Raw genomic sequence first — 22836 nt, forward strand, 5'->3', positions numbered from 1 at the left:
CATGGAATCTGGCACCATCCCTCCGGCCGCGGTCGTCGCCGACCCCGGCCGGGGGGCACCCCGCCGGCGGCGCGGCGACGGGCTCGCGGCCCTGGGGTTCCTGTCCCCGTCGATCGTGACCTTCCTGGTTTTCGTGCTCGCCCCGACGGCGGGCGTGCTGTACCTGAGCTTCTACGACTGGAACCTGCTCAGCGACGGCGAGTTCGTGGGCCTGGCCAACTTCGACCGCCTGGTCCACGACGAGCGGCTGCTGGGGGTGTACGGCTCCACGACCTACATGGCCCTGGCCATCCTGGCCGTGAACGTCGTCTTCGGCCTGCTGCTCGCCGTGCTGCTGGAGACGCGCATGCCCCGCTGGCTGCGCGCGTTCTTCCGGCTGTCGTTCCTGTTCCCGTTCGTGGTGTCGGCCTCGGCGGTCGCGCTGATCTGGCGGTTCCTGCTCAACAAGGACCTCGGCCTGGTCAACTACGCCCTCGGCCTGGTCGGCATCGACCGCATCGACTGGCTGGGCTCCTCGGCGTTCGCGCCGGTGTCGGTGATCGTCGTGAACTCGTGGAAGACGATCGGGTTCTCGATCCTCGTCTACATCGCCGGCCTGCAGGCGATCCCGGACCAGCTCAAGGAGGCCGCGATCGTCGACGGGGCCAACGCCTGGACCCGGTTCTGGCGCATCACCTTCCCGATGCTGTCACCGACGATCTTCTTCCTCGTCGTCATCAACACCATCAACTCGTTCCAGATCTTCGCCGAGCCGCGGGTGCTCACCCAGGGCGGTCCGGGCGACGCCAGCCGCACGATCGTGGAGTACCTCTACGACCGCGCGTTCGGCGACTTCGACCTCGGCTACGCCTCCGCCATCGGCATCACGTTCATGCTGGTACTCATCGTGCTCACCGCGATCCAGTTCCGGCTCTCCCGCAGATGGACGTTCTACGAATGAGCCGAATTCTGTCCCGGACGGCGACGTTTCTGATCCTCATCCTCGCCGCCATCGCCATCACCGCGCCGTTTCTGTGGATCTTCCGGGGCGCGTTCTCGGGCTCGGACGCGGAGCTGTACCGGCTTCCGCCGTCGTTCGATCCGGACAACGTGACCGCGGCGAACTTCGGCAAGGTCACCGAACAGGTGCCGTACTTCCGGTTCTTCCTCAACTCGATCGTCGTGTCCACCACGATCACGCTCGCCCAGGTCGTCACCTGCTCCACGGCCGCCTACGCGTTCGCCCGGCTGCGGTTCCGTGGCAAGGGCGTGCTCTTCGCGGTCGTCATCGGCTCGCTGATGATCCCGATCCAGGTCACGATCGTGCCGCTGTTCCTGGTCATGTCGAAGCTGCAGCTGACCAACACGCTGTGGGCGCTGATCCTGCCGGGCATCTTCAGCGCGTTCGGCATCTTCCTGCTGCGCCAGCACTTCCTGGCGCTGCCCTACGCGCTGGAGGAGGCGGCCAAGCTCGACGGCGCCGGGCACCTGCGCACCTTCGCCCGGGTCATCCTGCCGCTGTCCGGCCCGTCGATCGCGACGCTGGGCATCCTGTGCTTCACGTACTGGTGGAACGACCTGCTCCTGCCGCTGGTCATGATCAGCGACACGGACCGCCAGACCCTGCCCGTGGGCCTGGTCCTGCTGGCCGGCCGCTTCTCCACCGGCTCGCTGGGCACCATCGCCGCCGGCATCGCGATGGCGATCGTCCCCGTCCTGGTCGTGTTCGTCGTGGCCCAGCGCTACATCGTGCAGTCCATCGCATCGAGCGGATTGAAGCTGTAAATGCAAACCACCACCCTGCCCGTGCTGACCTGGTCCGGAGCCACCGCCTGGTGGCACGAGCTGCCCCGCACCCTGGCCGCCGGCGCCGTGACGGTCCTGTCCGCGGCTCCCCTGGCCACGGCCCTGCTCACCGGCGCCCCCGGCTGGCTGGCGGCCACCGCGACCCTGCCGCTGACGCTGACCCTGACCGGCCTGGCGGCCCTGACGGCCGACGTGTCCCGGGCCGACACCCCGCCGCCCGCGCCCACGGCCGACCGGTCCACCGGACGGCACTCGACCCCCGCCACCGACCGGGTCGACGGGCCGCACACGGACGCTGACGCCAGGCGAGTCGACGGGCCGCACGCGAAGGCCAACGCCGGGCGAGTCGACGGGCCGCGGCTGGCGGCGCTGCGGCGGGTGGACCCGGTTCTCGCTCTGCTGTTGTCGGTCGCCGGCCTGGCGCTGATCGCCCCCTGGGGCGTAGTGCCGGCCGCGGCCGCCCTGCTCGTCGGGCCCTACGCGCTCGCCTACGGTGCGGTTCGGGGCAAGCGCGGCCTGGCGGCGCTGCGCGGCGGGGTCATCCTCGCCGCGTATCGCCCCGCCTGGGCCCTCACCCTCACCGGCCTCACGGTGATCGGAGCCTTCATCGCCGCCGCCTCGGCCGGCGTGCTCGCCCTGGCGGTGGCCCCGCTGCTGCTGACGATCGCGGCGCGCCAGACGTCGGCGCTGCTGTCGCAGATCGACGCCCTGCAGGGCGGCGCCCGGTGAAGCCCGAACCGCTCACCGCGCACCTGCCCGACGGGCCGCTCGACGTGGCGATCGTTCGCGCCGTCGACGACCGGCTGCGTGAGCTGAACCCGCCGCCGCGACCCGCCGTGCCGCCGACGGTCGTCGAGGCCGATGGCGTGCGGCTGCGGTTGCACGGTGCAGGAGAGGCTTGTGTGCTGTGGATTCACGGTGGCGGCATGTTTCTCGGGGCCGCCGAGTATGACGATGCCTTCTGCTGCGATCTGGCCGCCCAAGTCAAAGCCGCGGTCGTGGCCGTTGACTATCGGCTGGCGCCTGAGTATCCGCATCCCGCTGCGCTGTACGACTGCCGCACGGCGCTTGCCTGGTGTGCGGATCGGTTTGCCCGGGTCGTCGTGGCCGGGGGTAGCGCCGGTGGTGGGCTGGCCGCCGCGCTGTGTCTGCTGAACCGGGATGAGGGCGGAGCGAAGATCGCGGCCGCGCATCTCTACTACCCGATGCTCGACGACCGGCATGAAACCCCCAGTGCGCACGAGCCGGCCGACACGCCGGTGTGGAATCGGCGGCTCGCCGACGTTGCCTGGGCGGCCTACCTCGGCGGACGCGCCGCCGATGCGCTGGCCGCGCCGGCTCGGGCCGTCGATCTGGGCGAGTTGCCGCCTACCTATATCGACACCGGGGACCGGGACCTGTTCCGGGACGAGGACGACCTGTATGCGCGGCGGCTCGCCGCGGCCGGCGTGCCGACCGTGTTCGAGCTGGTGCCGGGCGGGGTGCACGCGTTCGAGGTCTTCGAGCCCGATGCCGCCGTCAGTGTTGCCAGCCGCGAGCGGCGGATCGGGGCGCTGCGGCGGTCTCTGGACGAGGGTTTCCGCTCGTGGTGACCATTTACGAAGTCGCCGCCCGGGCGGGAGTCTCGCCCGCCACCGTCAGCCGGGTCATGAACGGGGCGCGGGTGTCGCCGGAGTCGGAGCGGCTCGTGCGGGCCGCGGCCGCGGAGCTCGCGTTCACGCCCAACCGGACCGCCCGGCGGTTGCGGGGGCAGCACTCGGCCGTCATCGGCCTGATCATCCCCGACATCGAGAACCCGTTCTTCACCGCGCTCGCCCGCGGGGTGGAGAACCGGGCCCGGGCCGCCGGGTACTCGGTCGTGCTGTGCAACACCGACGAGGACCCGGACCGCGAGGCGACGTACATCGACATCGCCCTCGCCGAGCACATGGCCGGCGTGATCCTCGCCCCGGCGGACGACGCCTCCGACGTGAGCCGGCTGGTCGCGCACCGGCGGCCCGTCGTCGCCGTCGACCGCAGCCTGGCCCGGGCCGACGTCGACGCGGTCACCGTCGACAACCGGGCCGGCGGGCGCTCGGCCGCCGAGTCGCTCTTCGCGGCCGGGTTCACCCGGGTCGCCTGCATCACCGGGCCCAGCTCGGTGGAGACCGCGCAGCTGCGGATGGCGGGCTGGCGGCAGGCGGCGGCCCGGCACGCGGGGCCCGGGGCCGGGGACCTGGAGGAGCTGCTGCGCTACGCCGACTATCGCGTGGACGGCGGGCGGCAGGCGATGGCCGACCTGCTCGCGCTGCCCCGCCCGCCGGACGCCGCGGTTGTCGCCAACAATCTCATGGCCGCCGGCGCGCTCGACGCCCTGCACGACGCCGGGCTCGCCCCGCCGGGCTTCGGCCTGGCCGTCTTCGGCGATCTGCCGTTCGCCTCGTTCGGCCGGCGCGGCATCCGGGTCGTCGACGTGCCCGCCCGCGAGCTGGGCGAGGCGGCCGCGAACCTGCTGCTGGAACGGATCGGCGGCGACGCCGGCCCGGCCAAGACCGTCGTCCTGCGGACCCGGGAGCACCCATGACGTACTACTTCGGCGTCGACATCGGCACGTCCAGCAGCAAGGCCGTCGTCGTCGACGGGGCGGGCACGGTCCTGCGCTCCGCCGTACGCGAGCACTCCGTCGACCGCCCGCGGCCGGGGCACGTCGAGATGGACGGGGAGCTGTGGTGGTACGAAACCCGGAGCCTGATCGAAGAACTCACCGGCGGTGTCGAGATCGCCGGGGTCGGGGTGAGCGGCATGGGGCCGTGCACCCTGCTCACCGGCGCGGACGGCGTCCCGCTGCGCCCGGCCGTGCTCTACGGTGTCGACACGCGCGCCACCGAGCAGATCGCGGCGCTCACGACGAGGCTCGGCGGGCCGGACGCGATCCTCGCCCGCTGCGGGTCCGTGCTGTCCTCGCAGGCGGTCGGGCCGAAGCTGGCCTGGCTGGCCGAGCACGAGCCGGAGATGTTCGCCCGGGCGCGGCGGCTGTTCATGCCGGCGTCGTGGCTGGCGTACCGGCTGACGGGCTCCTACGTTCTCGACTTTCACTCGGCCAGCCAGTGCACTCCGCTGTTCGACACGCACGCGCTGGACTGGCACCGGCCCTGGGCCGAGCCGATCGCGCCGGGTCTGGAGCTGCCGCCGCTGGTCTGGCCGGGTGACGTCGCCGGGCACACGCGCGAGCGCATCGGCGGCATCCCGGCGGGCACGCCGGTCGTCGCGGGCACCATCGACGCGTGGACCGAGGCCGTCAGCGTCGGGGCGCAGCGGCCCGGCGATCTGATGCTGATGTACGGCACGACGATGTTCCTGATCGCGACCGTCGACCGGCCGGTCGCGACCCCGGCGATGTGGGGCACGGTCGGGGCGTTGCCCGGCACCCGCAGCCTCGCCGGGGGCATGGCGACCTCCGGCGCGGTGACGGCGTGGCTGCGCGAGCTGACCGGCGCGGAGTACCCGGCGCTGCTGGCCGAGGCGGAGGCGTCGGGTGCGGGGGCGCGGGGGCTGCTGATGCTGCCGTACCTCGCCGGCGAGCGAACGCCGATCATGGACCCCGACGCCCGCGGGATCGTCGCCGGGCTGACCCTCTCCCACACGCGCGGCGACCTCTACCGGGCCGCGCTGGAGGCGACCGCGCTCGGCGTGCGGCACAACGTCGAGGCGCTGCGGGCGGCCGGCGCCCCGATCCGCCGGGTCGTCGCGGTCGGCGGCGGCACCCGGGGCGGCCTGTGGACCCGGATCGTCTCCGACGTGACCGGCCTGCCGCAGGTCGTGCCGCGGGTGACGATCGGCGCGGCGTACGGCGCCGCCTTCCTCGCCGCCGCCGCGCACGGCCCCGCCGACATCGACGCCTGGAACCCCGCCGCCGAGACCGTCGAGCCGGACCCGGCCGCCCGCGCCGGGTACGACGAGCTCTACGCGCTGTACCGCGACCTCTACCCGGCCACCCGCACCATCGCCCACACGCTCGCGGCCCGCCAGCGGCTGCTCGCGTGACATCTCCCGGAGGAACCCCATGAGCACCTACGCCCTCCCCGCCGCACCCTCCCGCCCGGCCGCCGAGCCGCGCACCGCGTACCTCGTCGCCAGCGGCGACCTGCGCCCCGCCGCGAACCGGGCCGGCTGGCCCACCCAGGAGGCGATGGAGGCCGCCGTCACCGCCGCGTTCGCCGAGCTCGGGTGGGCCGTCAAGCGGGCGCACGACTACGACCCCGAGGCCGGGCACGGGTTCATCTCCAGCCAGCGGATGGGGCTGGAGGTGTTCCGGACGATCCCGCCGGACGCGCCGCTGATCGTGGCGGAGGCGGTGTGGCAGTACAGCCACCATGTCCTGGCCGGCCTGCGCACCCACCGCGGGCCGATCCTGACGGTGGCGAACTTCGCCGGGGACTGGCCCGGCCTCGTCGGCCTGCTCGGCGTCAACGCCGGCATGGCGAAGATGGGGGTCGCGTACTCCACGATCTGGTCGGTCGACTTCACCGACGACTGGTTCAAGGCCGGTATCCGCAGCTGGGTCGAGACCGGGACGATCGCCCACGACGCGTCCCACGTCGCCGACCTGCCCGAGACGCTGCCCGGCAACGCCGAGACCGAGCTGGGCCGGGCCCTCGCCGCGCAGCTGCTCGCCGACAAGGCGATCATCGGCGTCTTCGACGAGGGGTGCATGGGGATGTACAACGCCATCATCGACGACGAGCTGCTCAACCCGATCGGCATCTACAAGGAGCGGCTGTCGCAGAGCGCCCTGTGGGCCGAGATGCAGCGGGTCCCCGACGCCGAGGCCGACGCGGTCGGCGCGTGGCTCGCGGCCGCGGGCATGACCTTCCGGCTGGGCACCGACGAGGCGACGGAGCTGACCGAGGCGCAGCTTTCGTGGCAGTACAAGATGTACATCGCGGCGCTGCGCATCAGCGACGACTTCGGCCTCGACGCGGCCGGCATCCAGTACCAGCAGGGTCTCAAGGACCTCTGCCCCGCCTCCGACCTGGCCGAGGGCCTGCTCAACAACGCCGACCGCCCGCCGGTCACGTCCCGCGACGGCTCCCGGGTGCTGTGGGAGGGCCGCCCGCTGCCGCACTTCAACGAGGCCGACGAGGGCGTGGCGGTGGACGCGCTGGTCACCAACCGGATCTGGACCGCGATGGGCCTGGACCCGGCCACGACGCTGCACGACGTGCGGTGGGGCGAGGAGTACGACGGGCGGTTCGTGTGGGTCTGGGAGATCTCCGGCTCCGTCCCGCCGTCGCACTTCGCGACCGGCTACGCGGAGGCCGTCGGCTGGCGGCAGGACCCCGTGTACTTCCCGCTCGGCGGCTCGACGATCAAGGGCATCTGCAAGCCGGGCGAGGTCGTGTGGAGCCGCGTCTTCGTCCAGGGCGGCGCCCTGCACGCCGATCTGGGCCGCGCCTCGGCCGTGTCCCTGCCGGCGGAGGAGTCCGAGCGCCGCTCGAAGGCCACGACGCCGGCCTGGCCGATCATGCACGCGGTGCTGCACGGCGTGGGCCGGGACCAGTTCATGGCCCGGCACAAGGCCAACCACCTCAACGTCGCCTACGCCCCGGACGCCGCGACGGCGGACAAGGCGCTGCTGGTGAAGGCCGCGATGCTGGCGGAGCTAGGCGTTCGGGTCCACCTCTGCGGCGAGGTGAACCTGCCCGGTTAGGACTCGTCGCGCAGCAGTTCGGCGATCTGCCGCATGCGCGGGTCGGCGGTCAGGTCCTCCAGGTGCAGCGGGAGCGGGATGCGCCAGTTGGGGTACTGGGCCGTCGTCCCCGGCAGGTTGGGCTGGCGCGGCTCGCCCAGCACGTCGTACGGGGAGGCCAGCAGGATCCGGCACGGGGTGCGGGTCAGCAGGCGGTGCATGGCCACGACGATCTCGGCGTCCGTGCTGTCGCGGGTCGCCAGGCCCTCGGCCGCCAGCAGGGCCAGCAGGGCCGCCCGGTCCTGCTCGGCCGCCGCCTGCTCCTGCCCCACCGGCCGGGTCAGCACGCCCGCCGCGTCTCTGGCCCGGACGTGCTCGCCCGTCAGGAAGCCCGTCGCCGTGGGCAGGTCGTGCGTCGAGATGCTCGCCACGGCGTTGGGCGGCCACCGCGAGGGCGGGACGAAGGCGCCGTCGTCGTCCCGGGTGAACCACAGCACCGCCGAGCCGAGGATGTTGCGCTCCTGCAGGGTCCGCGTGACCACCGGCTCGACCGTGCCCAGGTCCTCGCCGACGACCACGGCACCGGCCCGGATCGCCTCCTCGAGCAGCACGCCCAGCATGGCCTCGTCGTCGTAGTGGACGTAGGCGCCCTGGGCCGCGCCGTGGCCCGGCGGGATCCACCACAGGCGCCACAGGCCGGCCACGTGGTCGACGCGCAGGCCGCCGGCGTGGGCGAAGATGCCGCGCAGCAGGCTACGGTACGCCGCGTAGTTCGTGGCGGCCAGGCGGTCCGGGCGCCACGTCGCCAGGCCCCAGTCCTGGCCCTGCTGGTTGAAGGCGTCCGGCGGGGCGCCGACCCGGGCGCCGGCCGCGATGACGTCCTGCAGGGTCCAGGCGTCGGCGCCGGCCGGGTCGATGCCGACCGCCAGGTCGTGGACGATGCCGACCGCCATCCCGGCCGCGGCGGCGTTGGCGGCGGCCAGCTGCTCGGCGCAGCGGCGCTGGAGCCGGGCGTGGAAGGCGACCCGCTGCGGGTCGGCGGCGGCGTACGCGGCCGGGCCGGGGCGGCGCAGGTCCTCCGGCCAGGTGCGCCAGTCGACGCCGTGGGCCTCGGCCAGCGCGGTGTAGGTGGCGAAGTCGCGCAGGGCCGGCTCGGCCGGCTCGAACGGCTCCGGAACATCGGTGAACAGCAGTTCCAGGGCCGCACGCTTGGCCCGCCACACCGTGTCGTAGTCGATGAGCGCGTCCGGCGGGCCCGATGGCGGGCGCAGGGCGTCGACGCGGGCCTGCACATCGGCATCCGCGGACCTGTACTCCGGCAGGTCCGCGATCCGCAGGTAGAGCGGGTTGACGAAGCGGCGCGACGACGGCGAGTACGGCGAGGCCGGCATCGCACCGACCGGCGCGACCGCGTGCAGGGGATTGACCAGCACCGCCCCGGCCCCGGTCTGCGCCGCCCAGCGGGCGAACGCGGCCAGGTCCGCGAAGTCGCCGACGCCCCAGGAGGCGGCCGAGCGCACGCCGTACAGCTGGATCATCCAGCCCCAGGTGCGGGGCACCTCGGGCAGCGCGACGCGCGGGGCCACCGGGGCGGCCCCGGCGGTGCGGGGTTCCAGCAGCGCGACCACGGCCCGCACGACCTCGGGGTCGATGTCGACGCGGCGACGGCCGGTGGTCTCGTACCAGGTGGCGACGCCCCGCGCGGCGGCCGCCGCGACGAGGGGGCCTTCAGAGGAGGCAGACACGGGCGGGGAAGCGGTCACGGGCCCGTCATACCCCGGGGACGCGATCGCGAAGCACGAGGCTCGGCACGGACTCCGCGCCGACGAGCTGCAGGGCCTGACGGACGCCGCGGCCGCAGCGGACCACCGTGTGGCGGCTCGGGCGGGACGCGGCGAAGCGCACGATCGTGCCGGCCCCGGCGGCGTCGACGAAGTCCAGGTCGCTCGCGTCGAGCAGGACCACCGAGTCGGCGTCGGCGACCAGGTCGAGGATCGAGGGCAGGGAGCCGGCGTTGGACGCGTCCAGCTCGCCCGACAGGCGCAGGTGGGCGCCCCAGCCGCCGAGCGTGAAGCCCAGCAGCGGGCCGGGGTGGACGGCGCCGACGCGCAGGAGCAGCTCCTTGCCGAAGGCGCGGCGGTCGTAGAGGCACAGGCTGGTGACGCGCGGGTCGCCGAAGAGCCGGTTCACCCGGGTCTCGTACGCCAGCAGGTCGCTCGGCGTCCACCCCGCCCGCCGGGTCCACACCATCTCGCCGGCGACCGACACCGCGGGCCAGCCCGCGGCGAGCGCGTCCGCGGCGATCCCGCCGAGCGCGGCGAGCTTGTCGTCCACACTGAACAGCGGCCCGCCGAAGGAACCGGTTTGACTGGTGCCGAAGTAGAGCGCCGAATATTGCCCGGGAGCCGCGCCGGCCGCCGCCCGGGCCAGCGCGGCCGCGAGGTCGTCCGAGTCGGCGTCCAAGAAGATCACCGTGCGGTGCCCGGCGGCCACGACCCGCCCGACGAAGTCCGAAAGCAGGTCACGGATCTCGTCGTCATTTGTGTAAGCGCGCATGACGTGCTTACCGAACAACGCCGCCCCGAGCTCCCGCACCGCTACACATTACGACGTGAACAAGCGTGTCGTGAACGCCCGGGGTGGGCCTTGACACAGCCAACTGCTCAACCGCCCGGCGGGTCATTACCGACGCAATCGCCGATCAATTGTTTCGCCATTTCCTACAGGCGCGGCGCGTCGTCCGTCGCGTCGTCGGCGAGTGCGGCGGGGCCCAGGATGAGCGGGTCGGGCGTGCCGACGAGCTCGAAGTCCTTGCCCGTGTAGTCGAAACGGGTGAGCACGTGCCGCATCGCCTCGAGCCGGGCGCGCTTCTTGTCGTTGCTCTTCACCACGGTCCAGGGCGCGTCGGCGGTGTCCGTATAGAAGAACATCGCCTCCTTGGCCTCGGTGTAGTCGTCCCACTTGTCCAGCGAGGCCAGATCCATGGGCGACAGTTTCCATTGGCGGACCGGGTCGACCTGACGGATCAGAAAACGAGTTCGCTGTTCATTTCGCGAAACCGAGAACCAGAACTTGACCAGGCGGATGCCGGAGCGGACCAGCATGCGCTCCAGCTCCGGGGCCTGGCGCATGAACTCGAGATACTCGGCCCGGTTGCAGAAGCCCATGACCCGCTCGACGCCGGCCCGGTTGTACCAGGACCGGTCGAACAGCACGATCTCGCCGGCGGCCGGCAGGTGGTGGATGTAGCGCTGGAAGTACCACTGCGTGGACTCCCGCTCGCTGGGCTTCTCCAGCGCGACGACCCGGGCGCCCCTCGGGTTGAGGTGCTCCATGAAGCGCTTGATCGTGCCGCCCTTGCCGGCCGCGTCGCGCCCCTCGAAGAGCACGACCAGCCGCTCGCCGCGGTCCTTGATCGTGTTCTGCAGCTTGAGCAGCTCGATCTGCAGCAGGCGCTTCGTGCGGTCGTACTCCGCGCGCGTCATACGCGCGTCGTAGGGGTAGTCCTCCCGCCACGTGTCGACCGGCTGGCCGTCCTTGCGCAGCAGCACCGGGTCGTCGTCATCGTCGTCCTCGACCACGTAGTCGTCGAGCGAGAGTTCCGTCATGCTCCTGATCTACCCCAAGCCCCGGGCGTTCACCACTCCCGGGGCTTGAACTCTTGCTGACTCACTGGTACCCGCGGATCTCCTTGAACGCCGCCGGCAGCGACCCGGTCCGCGCGTCGAACGACTTGCCGCCGGTCAGGTCGGCGATCTGCTGCATCTCCCCCACGTTGCCCTCGCCGAAGAGGATCGTGAAGACCGGGATCTTCGCCAGCTGCGGCACCCGGGCCCGGAAGGCGTCCAGCCGCGACCCGGCCGTCACCTCGCCATCGGTGAGCAGCACGATCGACGTGAACCGGTCAGGGTCGTCCTTGGCCAGGGCGGCCGCCTGGTCGTAGGCGACGAGCAGGGCGTCGTAGATCGCGGTGTCCCCGCCGATGTTCAGGCCGCCCGCGTATCCGCGGATCTCGTCCAGCGTCGGCTGGAAGTTGTCCTCGGGCACGTCGAAGCGGCGCACCTGGCCGGGCTTGGAGCTGAACGGCACCATGAGCACCTGCTCGCGGCCGTTGAACCGGGTGAACTGCCCGGACAGGCTGGTGTCGGCGCCGGTGAGCCCGACGAGCGCGTTCTTGAGGCCCTGGATGCGCTCGCCCTTCATCGAGCCGGACAGGTCCAGCACGTAGATGGTGCGGGCGGGCTTGCGCAGGTCGTCGCCGAACGCGCCGATGAGGGCGTTGGCCGCGTCGAGCTTGCCGGGGAACGGCAGCTCGGGCAGCGTGTTGTCCTGGGGCCCGAACTCCGGGCTCAGGCTCAGGTTCGGCACCGCCGGGCGCCGCCAGGTCCTGGCCATGATCTGCTGCTGGACGCTGGGGCGGCGCAGGTAGTCGGCGACCGCCGCGTAGTTGGTCTTCGTCTGCTCGGAGACGCCGGCCAGCAGGGTCAGCGGGTAGTCCGCGGTGACGACGCCGTCGGAGGGGTACACCACCGTGAGCTTCTCCGGCAGCTTGCCGGAGGCGTTGAGCGACAGGATCACCGACTCGTAGTTGACGAGCCCGTCCACGGCGTGGCCGTTCTTCTCGATCGCGTTCTTGGTGAACGCGTCGGCGAGCCAGCCCGAGGAGCCGGCGGTGAGGTTCTGGCCGGCGAAGAACGCCCGCAGGCGCGGGGTGAGCGGGGCGATCTGCTCGGCGTTGAGGGCGGCGCCGGTGCCGGCGAGCGCGGCGGCGACCCCGACCAGGGCCGAGAAGCCGGAGTTGGAGCTGGCCGGGTTGGTCATGCCGTACGTGAACTTGTGCTCGCCCGCCGCCACCGCGATCTCCGACCAGGTGGGCCGGCGGTTGCTCCAGCCGAGCTGCTGCGCGACCGAGGCGCGCAGGCCGAGCACGACCGGCGAGGTGGCGACCTTCGTCGCGGTGCCGATCTTGTCGCCGGCGCCGGGGTGCAGCTGGAGGTAGCGGTTGCTGGCGAACCAGATCGCGTCGTAGTTCTTGGCGGCGTTGCCCGACACCACGTTCTCGATGCCGTCGAGGGTGCCGGTCGCCTGCAGCTTGACCTCGACCCCGGTGGCCTGCTTGGCCTGGTCGAGGATCGGCTGCAGGTCGGTGAGCTCGCTTCCGGCCAGCACGCGCAGGGTGCCGGAGCCCTTCAGGTAGGGCTCCTCGCTCCCGGCCGGCTTGGTGGCGCCGCCCTTGGCGCCCGACTCCGTGCACGCGGCGAGCATGAACGCCGCCGCCAGCAGCGCGACGCCGAACCGCCTCATTTCATCTTCTCCTCAAGCCTCGTCAGCAACGCCTGCTGGGTATTGAAATCAGGGTTGGGCACGGCACCGTCGATCGTGGCCGGCAGCGCGGCGCCGCCGGGGCGGACCTTGGCGAAGACCGGCGCGGTGAGCGCGGTGTCGGCGGTGCGGAAGCCGTGCTTCGCGGCGAGCTTCTGCAGCTCGGGGTCGGTGGCCAGCAGCTTGGCGACCGCCACGCCGTCGGCGCTCAGCGGCACGATGGTGTGCTCGCACACGAGCGTCGGGCTGGGGTAGATCAGCGTCTCCTGCTGGTCGGCGTTCTTGTCGTTGACCACGTGGTCGACGAACTGGGCCTCGTAGACGAGCACCATCGGCGCGGAGTTGCCGCCGCTTCGCAGGTACGCCTCGAACGGCTCCTCGCTGGTCGTGTCGACCGCGCCCTGGTCGGTGAAGAGCTTGGCCACGGCGGCGAGGTCGCCCCCGGTGGCCTGGTCGAGCAGCACCGCGAACATCGCCGCGGAGTTGGAGTCCTGCGGCCGGGTGGTGGCGACCAGCACGTTCTGCGCGACGGGCCGGGTGATGTTGCCCGGGATGTCGGTCCACTTGAGGTTGCTGCGGTTCGCCGCGGCCAGGGCCTTGAGGTCCAGCCGCCAGACCCCGGTGGCGGGATCCGGGGCGGCCAGGTGGGCGGTCTGCAGCAGGTCGGCGATCGGTTTGAAGGTCGCCACCGCCAGCGGCGAGGAGAACACGACCACGTTGTCGCCCTTGGGGTCGCCGTGCGCGCGGACCTCCTCGGCGGCCGCCTTGCTGCTGGGGAACGCGAAGTCGTAGCCCGAGGTCCGGGTCGGCATCTGCCGGGACCCGGCCGCGTCGGCCCGCACCGCGAACCCATGTTTGGCCAGCGCCGCCTTGACCTCGGGGTCGGCGAAGAAGCGTTCCTTCTCGGAGCCGATGATCGCCTTGATCTGCTTGAGATCGCCGCCGCCCGGCCCGGCGCCGCGGCCGAGCAGGTTGCCGACGACCGCACCGATCACCACGAGCACCAGCACGAGGACGATCAGGGGTCCGGTCCGCTTCACGCTCCGATTCTGCTCTATCGGGGCAAGTCCTGATCATCAATCCGCCGTTCAGGTGCCGTTCACCTCGTCCACAGTGGATGATCGTTCGCCACGCTCCCACCCGCCCCCGCGTACAGCTCCTCGCCCGCGGCCGACCCGCCGCGCCAACCGCCAGGATTGGCCAATTGCCGGATTTCCGACGCCACCGTGTCGGCGGCGTCACCGTACGTCCATGGATCGGCCGGATCTGCCCAGAATGCCCCATCCGAACGGCCGATGCTGCCCGCCGACCAGTGGACGGCGGCCGGAATCCGCGTCGCTCAATGTCATACTTTGCCGCGGTCAGGCCGCAGTGCACACCCTTTTCGACCGCGGACGGTTGCAGACATGGGCAAGCATCAGGCGGGCATCGGCGCGCTGACGCGCGGGCTGGTGCTCCTCCTCGCCGTCGGCCTCGTCGCGGGCGCCGGCTGGTTCGTGCTGCACGACGGGCGGGGCAACGCCGTGGACGGCACCGACTGCCCGACCACACTGCGGGTGGTCACCGCGTCGTCGTTCTCCACCGTCGTCTCGGCCGCCGCCCGCTCCCTGCGCGCCGGCCCCGACTGCGTGCTCGTCGACACCACCAGCGCCGACGGCCGCCCCGCCGCCGGCGAACTCGCCCAGGTCAACGCCGACGTGTGGATTCCCGACGACGCCGCCTGGGCCGCCGTCGCCCCGCCCGGGTTCCTGGTCGCCACCGACAAGGACGACGTCGGCGAGCGCGCCAGCTCCGCCGGGCAGACCCTGGCCACCACGCCGATCTTCATGGTCACCGACGGCGCCACCGCCGACCGGATCCGCAACGCCGGCAACGGCTGGCTGGCCCTGGCCAACCTCCTGGACGCCAAGAGCGCCGGCGTCCGCCTTGTGGTGCGCGACCCGACGCTGTCCGGCGACGGCCTGGTCGCGGCCGGGGCCGTGGGCGAGGCGGTCTGGCTCTCCGAGGGCATGGACGCCTCCTCGCTGGCGCTCAACACCGCCCTGGCCGTGACCCGCACGGTCAACCACGACCTGGCCGCCACCCCGAACGAGGCCGGCGAGGTCGGCCTCGTCCCCGAGTACGCGCTGCTGCCGACCATCGGCCTGGCGCCGCCGGGCCGCGTCTACCTCCCCGGCACGGATCACACGGCGATCATGCGGTACACCTGGCTCCCGGCGGCCGCGGCGGTCCGCGACCCGCAGCGGGCCGCGGCCCTCAAGAAGCTCCTGGCCGCCTTCACCACCACCGAGGCCCGCGCGGCGATCTCGGCCGCCGGCCTGCGCGGCCCGGGCCAGACCCGGCCGCCCTTCGACGGCGGCTCGGCCCTGCCCGAGCCCACCGCCCCGCCGTTCGACGTCCTCGCCGCCCACCACGTGCAGCACGTCTTCGCCACCTGGGACCCGGAGGACCGCCGCGGCAACCTGCTCATCGCCGTGGACATCGCGGGCTCCGGCCCCGCCGCCGTCACCAACGCCCCGGCCGGCGGCAAGCAGTCCGCGCTCGACGTGCTCAAGGCCGGCTGCCGCGTGGTCGGCGACCTCATGCCGGTCGGCTCCCGCCTCGGCCTGTGGGAGATCAGCCCCGGCCAGCCCGGCGGCTACCGCAAGCTGCTGCCCACCGACCGCCTCGACGACACGTCCCGGGCCGCCTTCACCCGCTCGGTGAACTCGCTGAGCACGCACAAGGCGGGCGCGGGCCTGCTGGACACGATCGTCGCCTCCTACCGGTCCGTGCGCGACGACTGGCACGACGACATGTTCAACCAGGTCCTCATCCTCACCGACGACGCGAACAAGGACAGCGCCAACGCCCAGGCGGTCGCGGCGGCCGTGCAGCAGCTCACGGCGCTGAAGGACCCGCAGCGGCCGGTCACGATCAGCGTGGTGGTCCTGGGCCGCAAGGACGCGGCGGACCGGCTCAAGACGGCCCTGCAGCCCCTGGGGGCGTACGTCGACAACGCGGTCAGCGTCGACGACGTGCAGGCCGCCTTCATCCACGTCGTGGCGGGCGGCCTGCACGAGTAGCCCGGCCCGGCCGCCTCACGGTCGCGTGCGGGTGAGCACGACGTGGGCCGCCGCGTCGGAGGCGGTGAACGTCGTCGCCTCGTAGCCGGTCAGGCCGTCGTCCAGCAGGCGCTCACCGCGGCCGAGCAGGATCGGGATGATCGGCAGGTGCAGCGAGTCGACGAGGCCGGCGCGCAGGTACTGCCGGATCGTCGCCACCCCGCCCGCCAGCCGCACGTCCGCCCCGCCGGCCGCGTCGAACGCCCGCTCCAGGGCCTTCTCGATACCGTCGGTGACGAAGTGGAAGACCGTGCCGCCCCGCATCGCGATGCTCTGCCGGGGCTCGCGGCACAGGACGAAGACCGGGTGGTGGAACGGCGGGTTCGGCCCCCACCACCCCGACCACTCCGGGTCGCTCGACCAGGGGCCGCGCACCGGGCCGAACATGTTGCGCCCCATGATCGTGGCGCCGATCCCCTCCACGCCGGCGCGCACGAACTCGTCGTCGAGGCCGGTCGAGCCGCCCTCCCGGCCGCCCATGGCCCGGCCGGCGCGGGTCTGGAAGATCCACTCGTGCAGCCGCTCGCCGCCGGCCCCGATCGGGTCGTCCGGACTCTGGTCCGGGCCGGCCCCGAAGCCGTCGAGCGAGATGCAGAAGTTGTGTACGCGCAGCTGTGGCATCGGTCTCGTCCCTTCCTCGCGGGTCAGTCTCGCCCAACGGTCGGCGCCGCGCCGCGGTTCTCGACACGCATGCGTTTTTGACAATGATTGTCATCAGCGGCGAGACTGGGCGGCATGCGGTGGAGGGCAGCGGCACTCGTCGCGGTCCTGCTCACCCTGGGCGGCTGCGCGGTGCACCGACAGCCGGACGACGGGCGGGTCCGGGTCGTGGCCGGGTTCTACCCGCTGCAGTTCGTCGCCGAGCAGATCGGTGGCGACCGGGTCGCCGTGCAGAACCTCACCCGCGGCGGCGCCGAGCCGCACGACCTGGAGCTGCAGCCCAGCCAGCTGGCCGCGCTCGAGGACGCCGGCCTGGTGCTCTACCTGCGCGGTTTCCAGCCCGCCGTCGACGAGGCCGTGGACCTGCAGGACAAGGACCGCACGTTCGACGTGTCCGGGGTCGAGCCGCTGCACGACGCCGACCCGCACGTGTGGCTCGACCCGGTGCGGCTGGCGGCGATCGCCGAGCAGGTCGCCGGCCGCCTCGCCGCCGCCGACGCCGCCGACCCCGCGAACGCGGGCGGATACCGGTCCCGCGCCGACGACCTCGCCGCCCGGCTGCACGAGCTCGACGGGGAGTACGAGCGCGGCCTGAGCGACTGCGCCCGGCACGACCTGGTCACCAGTCATGAGGCGTTCGGTTACCTCGCCGCCCGCTACCATCTGGTCCAGGTCCCGGTCACCGGCCTCAACCCGGACGAGGAGCCCGGACCGCAGCGCGTGCGCGACGTGGCGCGCCTGGCCAAGGAGCGCGGCGTCACCACGATCTTCTTCGAGTCGCTGGTCAGCCCCAAGCTCTCGGAGACCGTCGCCCGTGAGGTCGGCGCCAAGGCCGCGGTGCTGGACCCGATCGAGGGCGTCGAGGACGGGGAGACGTACTTCACGACGATGCGCGCGAACCTCGCGGCCCTCCGCGATGCGCTGGGCTGCCGTTAACCTTGGGCCGATGCGACGCGCCCTGGCCACGATGGTCACCGTGCTGCTGCTCGCCGGGTGCACGCCCGCCCCGGTCGAGTCGCGCCCTCTGCCCGCCGTCACGGTGCAGGACCGCACCAACTCCGACGGCACCTCGGCGCCGGTCGCGGATCCGATCTATCCGGCGTACGGCAACCCGTCCCTCGACGTCCTGCACTACGGCCTGGCCCTGACCTGGGCGCCGCAGCCGCGCACGCTGACCGGAACCGCCACGATCCGCCTCCGCGCGGTCAGCGCCGTGCCGCAGATCCGGCTCGACTTCTCGGCGGCGTACGGCATCCAGAGCCTAAGCGTCGACGGCGCCGCCGCCACCGGCCGCATCACCGACGGCGACCTCGTCGTCGACCACCCGCTCGCGGCCGGCGCCGTGACCACGCTGGGCGTGTCCTACGCGGGCACCCCGGCCACCGTGCCGATGCCGTCCCACCGCGGCGACGTCGAGCCGCTCGGCCTGACCGTCACCCCTGACGGCGACCTGTGGACGATGCAGGAGCCCTACGGGGCCTCGACCTGGTACCCGGCCAACGACCAGCCCTCGGACAAGGCGCTGTACGACATCGCGGTGACGGTCCCGGACGGCTGGTCGGCGATCGCGAGCGGCACCCCCGGCCCGGCCTCGGGCGGCACGTTCCACTACTCGTCGACATATCCGGTCGCCTCCTACCTGACCACGCTCGCCGTCGGCCGCTACACGAAGACCGAGCTCACGGGCCCGCACGGCCTGCCGATCACGCTGTGGACGCGCACGGCCTCCGACGCCGCGACGCTGGATTCGCTCGGGCGTCTTCCGGAGTACGTCCAGTGGCTGGAGGATCGCTTCGGCCCCTACCCGTTCCCCTCGACCGGCGCCGTGCTGGTCCCGTCCGCCTCGGCGATGGAGACCCAGCAGATGATGACCATCGGCGCCCCCGTCCTCAAGGACTCCGCCACCGCCTCCGACGTGCTGCTGCACGAGCTGGCCCACCAGTGGTTCGGCGACGCGGTCGGCCCGTCGACCTGGCAGGACGTGTGGCTGAACGAGGGCTGGGCCACCTACCTCGAGCAGCTGCACCGCGCCGGCAGCGACCCGGCGGCCATGGACCGCTGGGAGCGCGCGGCCCGCTCCGCCGACGCCGACCTGCGCCACCGCCTGGGCCCGCCCGGCCACCCGAAGGCGGACAGCTTCGCCGAGAACAACGTGTACCTCTGCCCGGCCCTGATGCTCCACCAGCTGCGCAAGGCCCTGGGCGACCGGGAGTTCTTCGCCCTGGGCCGGGCCTGGTCGGCGGCCCACACCGGCACCGCCCAGGACCGGGCGGCCTTCGTCACCTTCGTCAACCACCGGACCGGCCGCGACTTCACGTCCCTGATCGACGCCTGGCTGGACTCCCCCACCACCCCGTCCTGAGGTCGGTAGCCTGGTGCCGTGCATTTCGGGGTGCTGGGACCGCTGGCCGTGTGGACCGACAAGGGGGAACCGGTCACGATTCCCGGTCGCAAGGTCCGGGCCCTGCTCGCCGCGCTGCTGCTCCACGAGGGTCGTGCGGTGTCCGTGGACGGGCTGGTGGAGTCGCTCTGGGGTGAGGCGGCACCGGCCGATCCGGGCGCCGCGCTGCACGTGCGCGTCTCGCAGCTGCGACGCGCCCTGGAAGGAGCCGAGCCGGGCGGCCGGGACTGCGTGGTGTCCCAGCCCCCCGGCTACGCGCTGCGGGCCACACCCGACGCCGTGGACGCCGCACGGTTCACCGCGCTGCTGCACGAGGCGGCGCAGACGGCCGGCGATCCCCGCACCCGCGCCGGGCTGCTGGCCGAGGCGCTGGGCCTGTGGCGTGGACCGGCCCTGGCCGACTTCGCCGACGAGGATTTCGCCCGGGCGGCGGCGGCCCGCTGGGAGGAGCAGCGGCTGAGCGCCGTCGAGGCCTCCGCCGAGGCCCGGCTCGACCTCGGCCGGCACCGCGAACTCGTCGGCGAGCTGGGCGAGCTGGTGACCCGGCATCCGTACCGGGAGCGGCTGCGGGCCGCCCACATGCGGGCCCTGCACCGCGCCGGCCGGACGCACGAGGCCCTCGAGAGCTTCCAGCGGCTGCGGCAGCAACTCGCCGACGAGCTCGGCCTCGACCCCGGCCCGGAGGTCACCGCGCTGCAGCGCGCCCTCCTGTCCGGAGACCCGGCCGAGGACCCGCCGCGACCGGCGGCGGCGAACCCGCGGCCCGCCACCAACCTGCCGGCACCGGTCACCGAGCTGATCGGCCGGGACCAGGCGGTCCAGCGGGTGCGGGAGCTGCTGGGGTCGGGCCGGTTGGTGACGCTCACCGGCCCGGGCGGGGTCGGCAAGACCAGCGTGGCCGTGGCGGTCGGCCGGGCCGTGGCCGAGACCTACCCCGGCGGCGCCTGGCTGGTCGACCTGACCACCTGGGACGGGCGGGGCGACCCGGCCGAGCCGGTCCTGTCCGCGTTGTCCATCCCGGACCCACCTGGCGGTTCGGCGCCGGCCGGCGACCGTCTGGCCGCCGCCCTGCGAGACCGGCGGGCGCTGCTGGTGCTGGACAACTGCGAGCACGTGGTGGAACAGGTGGCCGGGCTGCTGGGTGCACTGCTGCCGGCCGCATCCGGCCTGCGGGTGCTGGCCACGAGCCGGGAGCCGCTGCGGCTGCGCGGCGAGGCGCGCTGGGAGCTGCCACCGCTGGACATTCCGGACACCGACGACCCCGGTCGGCTGGCCCGCTCCCCCGCGGTCCAGCTCTTTCTGACGCGTGCCGGGCTTGCCGTCGAACCGCAGAGCGCCGGCCTCGGCGTCGTCGCCGAGATCTGCCGGCGGCTCGACGGCATCCCGCTGGCCCTGGAGCTGGCCGCGACCCGGGTGCCCGCGCTGGGCGTCACCGAGCTGGCCGCCCGGCTGCGTGTGCCGCGGGACCGGTTCGGGCTGCTGCGTCACGGACCGCGCGACGCACCGCAGCGGCAGCGCACCCTGGCGGCGGTGATCGACTGGAGCTGGCAGCTGCTGGCCGAGCCGGAGCGGATCGTGCTGCGCCGGCTGGCCGTCCACGCCGGCGGCTGCACACTGGCCTCGGCCGAGGCGGTGGGCGGCGGCGAGGTCCTCGATCTAGTCACCGGGCTGGTGGACCGCTCACTCGTGACACGCACCGAGGGGCCCCGGTTCCGGCTGCTGGAGTCGGTGTCCGCGTACTGCCTGGAGCGCCTGCGGGAAGCCGGGGAGGAGGCCGCGCTGCGGCGCCGCCACGCCGAGCACTACCTGGCCCTGGCGGAACAGGCCGAGCCGCAGCTGCGCGGGCCCGGCCAGCGGGAGTGGCTGCACCGGCTCGACGCCGAGGCCGCGAACCTGCGGGTGGCCGCGGAGACGTTCCGCCGCGAGGGCGCGACCGGGCCGGCGCTGCGGCTGGCGGAGGCGCTGATCTGGTACTGGTTCCTGCGTGGCCGCCTCACCGAGGCGCGCCGGGAGCTGGCCGGTGCGCTGGCCGGGCCGGGCGAGGCATCGGCCGCGCCGCGTTCGGCCGCCGAGGCCTGGGAGGCGGGCCTGGCGATCCGGCAGGGGCAGGCCGGGCCGGAGCGCGCGGTTGAGGTGCTACAGCGGTACGACCCGGCGGCCGATCCGGCGAAGCGGGCCCGGGCCGAGTGGTTCCTCGCGAGCTCGATCATCGACTTCGGCGACACGACGGCCACCAGCGAGCTGCTGGAGCGGGCACTGGAGACGTTCCACGCGAGCGGGGACCGCTGGGGCGAGGCGGCCGTGCTGGGCACCCGGGCGATGCTCGCGCACATGCGGGGCGATGCGGAATCGCTCGAGCACGACGCGCGGCGCAGTGCCGAGCTGTTCGGCGCGCTGGGTGACGACTGGGGCGTGCTCCAGGCGACCGGCTGGCTGATCGGCCTGGCCGACATGACCGGCGACCACGCCGAGGCGGGCCGACTGAGCCGGGAGGGCCTGCGGATCGCCGAGGATCTGGGGCTGTGGTCCGATGTGGCCGGCCGGCTGGGCTGGCTGGCCTGGATCTCGGTGCAGACCGGCGACTACGCGAGCGCCTGCGAGCACGGGGAGCGGGCGCGGCGGCTCGCCGCCGAGCAGGAGCAGCGGGCCGGCGAGGTGTTCGCCACCATCAGCCTGGCGTTCGCCGCCCGCCGGTCCGGGCGGCTGGAGCTGGCCGAGGAACACCTGCGGTGGCTGCTGGCCGCCGCCCGGCAGCAGCAGAGCGCCGGCAGCCCTCCGCCCTACCTGTCGATGGTGCTGGCCGAGCTGGGGCTCCTGGCCGGGCAGCGCAACGATCCGGCGGCGGCACTGGCCTGGCACCGGGAAACCTTCGACATCTGTGGCGGGCAGGGCTCCGCGGCCGGCATGGCGTGGGCGCTCGTGGGCATGGCCGACGCCCTGGTGCTGGACGGTCGCCCCGGCCTGGCCGCGCAACTGCTCGGGGCCGCCGACGCCACCCGGCGGCGGCACGAGCAGCCCGGGCCCGCGCCGGATCGGGACGAGATCGACCGGATCACGGCCGCGGTCCGGGCCGCCGAGCCGGACTTCGCCGCCCTGTTCGCCCGCGGCGGCGAGCTGACGCCCGAAGCGGCCCGGTCCCTGCTGGACGGGGACCGGGCCTGACCTTCGCCGTCGCGGCTACTTCGGCGCGTAGACGTGGACGACGATCCCGGAGCCGAACTGGTGCACGTCCGCCAGCTTCAGATGGGTGGTGTCGAACCCGGCACCCTCGAACAGGTGCTTGCCGGCGCCGACGATGACCGGGAAGTACCAGAAGTGGAACTCGTCGACGAGGCCGTGCTCGACCAGGGTACGGTCCAGCTCGCCGGTGCCGTACTTCAGAATGTTCCCGCCGGGCTGCTCCTTGAGTTTCGCGACCTCCTCGGCCACGTCGCCCTCGATGAGGGTGGCGTTCCAGCTCGTGACCGCGGTCAGCGTCCGCGAGGCCACATACTTGGGCAGGCCGTTCATGAACTGGGCACCCTCGTCGTCGCGGCCCGACCACGCCTCGGCGAAGGCCTCGAAGGTCACCCGGCCCAGCAGCATGGCGTCCACGCCGGCCATCAGCTTCATGGTGTAGCTGATGTGCTCTTCGTCCCAGTACGGCTGGCCCCAGTGCTGCGGCTCCGCGCGAGAGGCCGTGGACGGCCGCGTGTCGTCGATGATCCCGTCCATGGACACGAACGTCGACTCGATGATCTTGCGCACTGCCAGCTCCTGTCGATCCGTGGCGGCGGCCCCGTGCCGCCCGCCCTTGTGACAACGACTATGCCGAAGCGCCCTTACGGTTTCCTTCAGATCGCCCTACGGCCCGGCCCCGCGGCCGGTCGCCCGCAGATATGCGGTCGTGCCAACTT

At 73.1% G+C, this 22836-nt stretch carries 18 protein-coding genes; 11 read left to right on the top strand and 7 right to left on the bottom strand.

Annotation, left to right across the window (positions count from 1 at the left end):
* Position 1: 1 nt before the first annotated feature.
* From ACQPY0_RS39535 to ACQPY0_RS39565, 7 genes are read left to right on the top strand one after another with little or no spacing between them, the layout of a single operon-like run.
* Entirely contained in the window at positions 2 to 940 is a 939-nt protein-coding gene (locus tag ACQPY0_RS39535) for a carbohydrate ABC transporter permease (protein WP_432972967.1), read from the top strand.
* Positions 937 to 1764: a carbohydrate ABC transporter permease gene (locus ACQPY0_RS39540; RefSeq protein WP_432972970.1), complete on the top strand. Its 828-nt coding sequence runs from the start codon at positions 937 to 939 to the stop codon at positions 1762 to 1764. The genes ACQPY0_RS39535 and ACQPY0_RS39540 overlap by 4 nt, the downstream gene beginning before the upstream one ends.
* Positions 1765 to 2514: a hypothetical protein gene (locus tag ACQPY0_RS39545; RefSeq protein WP_432972973.1), complete on the top strand. Its 750-nt coding sequence runs from the start codon at positions 1765 to 1767 to the stop codon at positions 2512 to 2514.
* On the top strand, positions 2511 to 3377 hold the full coding sequence (locus tag ACQPY0_RS39550) for an alpha/beta hydrolase fold domain-containing protein (RefSeq protein WP_432972976.1): 867 nt from the start codon (positions 2511 to 2513) through the stop codon (positions 3375 to 3377). Before ACQPY0_RS39545 ends, ACQPY0_RS39550 begins: the two co-directional genes overlap by 4 nt.
* Positions 3374 to 4348 (top strand): LacI family DNA-binding transcriptional regulator, encoded by a 975-nt coding sequence (locus ACQPY0_RS39555; RefSeq protein ID WP_432972979.1) that lies wholly within the window; start codon positions 3374 to 3376, stop codon positions 4346 to 4348. The genes ACQPY0_RS39550 and ACQPY0_RS39555 overlap by 4 nt, the downstream gene beginning before the upstream one ends.
* The gene (locus ACQPY0_RS39560) at positions 4345 to 5808 is read left to right on the top strand and encodes an FGGY-family carbohydrate kinase (protein WP_432972982.1); all 1464 of its coding nucleotides are present in this window, start codon (positions 4345 to 4347) and stop codon (positions 5806 to 5808) included. Before ACQPY0_RS39555 ends, ACQPY0_RS39560 begins: the two co-directional genes overlap by 4 nt.
* Before the next feature lie 19 nt (positions 5809 to 5827).
* Positions 5828 to 7474, top strand: a complete 1647-nt coding sequence (locus tag ACQPY0_RS39565; protein ID WP_432972985.1) for a fucose isomerase — start codon at positions 5828 to 5830, stop codon at positions 7472 to 7474.
* Here ACQPY0_RS39565 and malQ read toward each other — a convergent pair.
* The 5 genes from malQ to ACQPY0_RS39590 all read right to left on the bottom strand — a co-directional run bounded on the left by malQ (position 7471) and on the right by ACQPY0_RS39590 (position 13815).
* Positions 7471 to 9216: a 4-alpha-glucanotransferase gene (gene malQ, locus ACQPY0_RS39570; RefSeq protein ID WP_432972988.1), complete on the bottom strand. Its 1746-nt coding sequence runs from the start codon at positions 9214 to 9216 to the stop codon at positions 7471 to 7473. The genes ACQPY0_RS39565 and malQ overlap by 4 nt on opposite strands.
* A gap of 7 nt (positions 9217 to 9223) precedes the next feature.
* The gene (locus ACQPY0_RS39575; RefSeq protein WP_432972991.1) at positions 9224 to 10048 is read right to left on the bottom strand and encodes an MEDS domain-containing protein; all 825 of its coding nucleotides are present in this window, start codon (positions 10046 to 10048) and stop codon (positions 9224 to 9226) included.
* Positions 10049 to 10173: 125 nt separating this feature from the next.
* Complete coding sequence (gene ppk2, locus ACQPY0_RS39580; protein ID WP_432972994.1) at positions 10174 to 11061, bottom strand: polyphosphate kinase 2; 888 nt, start codon at positions 11059 to 11061, stop codon at positions 10174 to 10176.
* 61 nt (positions 11062 to 11122) lie between these two features.
* Positions 11123 to 12757, bottom strand: a complete 1635-nt coding sequence (locus ACQPY0_RS39585; RefSeq protein ID WP_432972997.1) for a VWA domain-containing protein — start codon at positions 12755 to 12757, stop codon at positions 11123 to 11125.
* Entirely contained in the window at positions 12754 to 13815 is a 1062-nt protein-coding gene (locus tag ACQPY0_RS39590; protein ID WP_432973000.1) for a hypothetical protein, read from the bottom strand. The genes ACQPY0_RS39585 and ACQPY0_RS39590 overlap by 4 nt, the downstream gene beginning before the upstream one ends.
* A 366-nt stretch (positions 13816 to 14181) precedes the next feature.
* Here ACQPY0_RS39590 and ACQPY0_RS39595 point away from each other — a divergent pair, with 366 nt between their 5' ends.
* Positions 14182 to 15840 (top strand): substrate-binding domain-containing protein, encoded by a 1659-nt coding sequence (locus ACQPY0_RS39595; protein WP_432973003.1) that lies wholly within the window; start codon positions 14182 to 14184, stop codon positions 15838 to 15840.
* A gap of 15 nt (positions 15841 to 15855) precedes the next feature.
* On the opposite strand, the gene ACQPY0_RS39600 is transcribed toward ACQPY0_RS39595, so the two are convergent.
* A complete protein-coding gene (locus ACQPY0_RS39600; protein WP_432973006.1) occupies positions 15856 to 16500 on the bottom strand; it encodes a dihydrofolate reductase family protein in 645 nt (214 codons plus the stop codon).
* Positions 16501 to 16614: 114 nt separating this feature from the next.
* Here ACQPY0_RS39600 and ACQPY0_RS39605 point away from each other — a divergent pair, with 114 nt between their 5' ends.
* Genes ACQPY0_RS39605 through ACQPY0_RS39615 form a run of 3 tightly spaced genes read left to right on the top strand, consistent with a single transcriptional unit; the run spans position 16615 to position 22102 of the window.
* Complete coding sequence (locus ACQPY0_RS39605; protein WP_432973009.1) at positions 16615 to 17475, top strand: metal ABC transporter substrate-binding protein; 861 nt, start codon at positions 16615 to 16617, stop codon at positions 17473 to 17475.
* 10 nt (positions 17476 to 17485) lie between these two features.
* Complete coding sequence (locus tag ACQPY0_RS39610) at positions 17486 to 18901, top strand: M1 family metallopeptidase (RefSeq protein ID WP_432973012.1); 1416 nt, start codon at positions 17486 to 17488, stop codon at positions 18899 to 18901.
* A gap of 18 nt (positions 18902 to 18919) precedes the next feature.
* The gene (locus ACQPY0_RS39615) at positions 18920 to 22102 is read left to right on the top strand and encodes a BTAD domain-containing putative transcriptional regulator (protein ID WP_432973015.1); all 3183 of its coding nucleotides are present in this window, start codon (positions 18920 to 18922) and stop codon (positions 22100 to 22102) included.
* A 15-nt stretch (positions 22103 to 22117) separates the two neighbouring features.
* Here the strand turns inward: ACQPY0_RS39615 and ACQPY0_RS39620 are convergent, their stop codons facing one another.
* Positions 22118 to 22687 (bottom strand): dihydrofolate reductase family protein, encoded by a 570-nt coding sequence (locus ACQPY0_RS39620; RefSeq protein WP_432973018.1) that lies wholly within the window; start codon positions 22685 to 22687, stop codon positions 22118 to 22120.
* Positions 22688 to 22836: the final 149 nt, after the last annotated feature.

It is taken from the genome of Dactylosporangium sp. CA-233914 (assembly GCF_050942935.1).
In the GTDB taxonomy this organism is placed as follows: Bacteria; Actinomycetota; Actinomycetes; order Mycobacteriales; family Micromonosporaceae; genus Dactylosporangium.